Origin of the sequence: Brevundimonas sp. (assembly GCF_004210735.1) — a bacterium.
Classification (GTDB): Bacteria; Pseudomonadota; Alphaproteobacteria; order Caulobacterales; family Caulobacteraceae; genus Brevundimonas.
On sequence record NZ_SDZL01000151.1, the window covers coordinates 1 to 1,100 of the forward strand.

Genomic DNA, 1,100 nt, shown 5'->3' on the forward strand with positions numbered 1-1,100 from the left:
CAGAGGCCGACAACCGTCGCAACCCAGGCGCCGCCCATGTTCATCAGCAGGCCGACGGCGACGCCGAACACGGCGAAGCCGATCAGGGCGCCGATCCACGGAACGCCCATGGTGATGACGAAGGTGGCGTAACCAACCGTCAGGATCAGGAGCATCGAGCCCCAGGTCGTGAAGTGACCAAAGCCGGACCACATGCCACGGCGGGCCGACATATCCATGTACGCGTCGGTGTGGGCCGGCGGCGTAACGATCTGGCCAGTCGGTTCAACATGCGCCATCGCGAGTCATCTCCCAGCGATTTGAAGGTCCTAAGCGGGCCACGGTGTAGCGGTATCGCCGCCAGAAGAAAAGCGCCGAAAAGGCCGCATACCCCGGCCCGATTCGGCTTTTTCGGGGATTTCCTACCGCCCCGGGCGCAGGGAGGCTGGTTGCAGAGGCCAGGCTTGCCCCGATGCCGGTCCGAAACACGGACCAGAAAGCCTCCCGGCAGAGCTTTTCCGGCGGTCAGAGTGGGAATCGCGCAGCTCTGCGTGGCTACCCGCCATCCTGAGGCGTCAGGCCCCGCTGGGCGGTACCATCCGGTCAGACGTCGAATAGCGCCATTCCTGCAGCAGGGTGCGCAGGGCGGCCACGAAGGCAAGCGGCTGGTCGAGCATGACGTGGTGGCGCGCCTCGGGGATTTCGATGAAGGGCACCTGCTTGTTGAGCAGGCCGCGCATGTAGTCGCGCACGTCCGCGTCCCAGAGGATGGACTTGTCGCCCTTGAGCAGGGCGATGCGGCAGCGGGTTTCCTTCAGCAGCTCCTGCGGCGGTCGGGATACGGTGAAGCGCTGCCAGATCGACGGGTCGAACTTCCACGCCCAGCCGTCCCCTGATCCGTCCTTGAGCGGCGCCTTCCGAAGCGACCAGCGCGCGATGTAGTCGAGCGCGTAGTGGTTATCGCAGATCTGCGGCGGCGCAAGGCGGAAGCGGGCGAGCGCAGACTCAAGAGACGGATAGACTTTCGTGCCGTGCACGGGCGGCGGGCCACGACGCGGCGTGTCGGGCGGGTTCACCGGCGAGTCGACAATCACGATGCCGCCGAAGCGGTCGCCATATTC

Annotated in this window: 2 protein-coding genes; both read right to left on the reverse strand. The window is 65.8% G+C overall.

The genetic code is table 11. From position 1 onward, the window contains the following. Positions 1-278 (reverse strand): hypothetical protein (locus EON91_RS14540; RefSeq protein WP_292096137.1); only part of this gene is annotated, 278 nt, incomplete at its 3' end. A 276-nt stretch (positions 279-554) separates the two neighbouring features. Further along, on the reverse strand, positions 555-1,100 hold a 546-nt coding region (locus tag EON91_RS14545), incomplete at its 5' end, for an alpha/beta hydrolase (protein WP_292096139.1).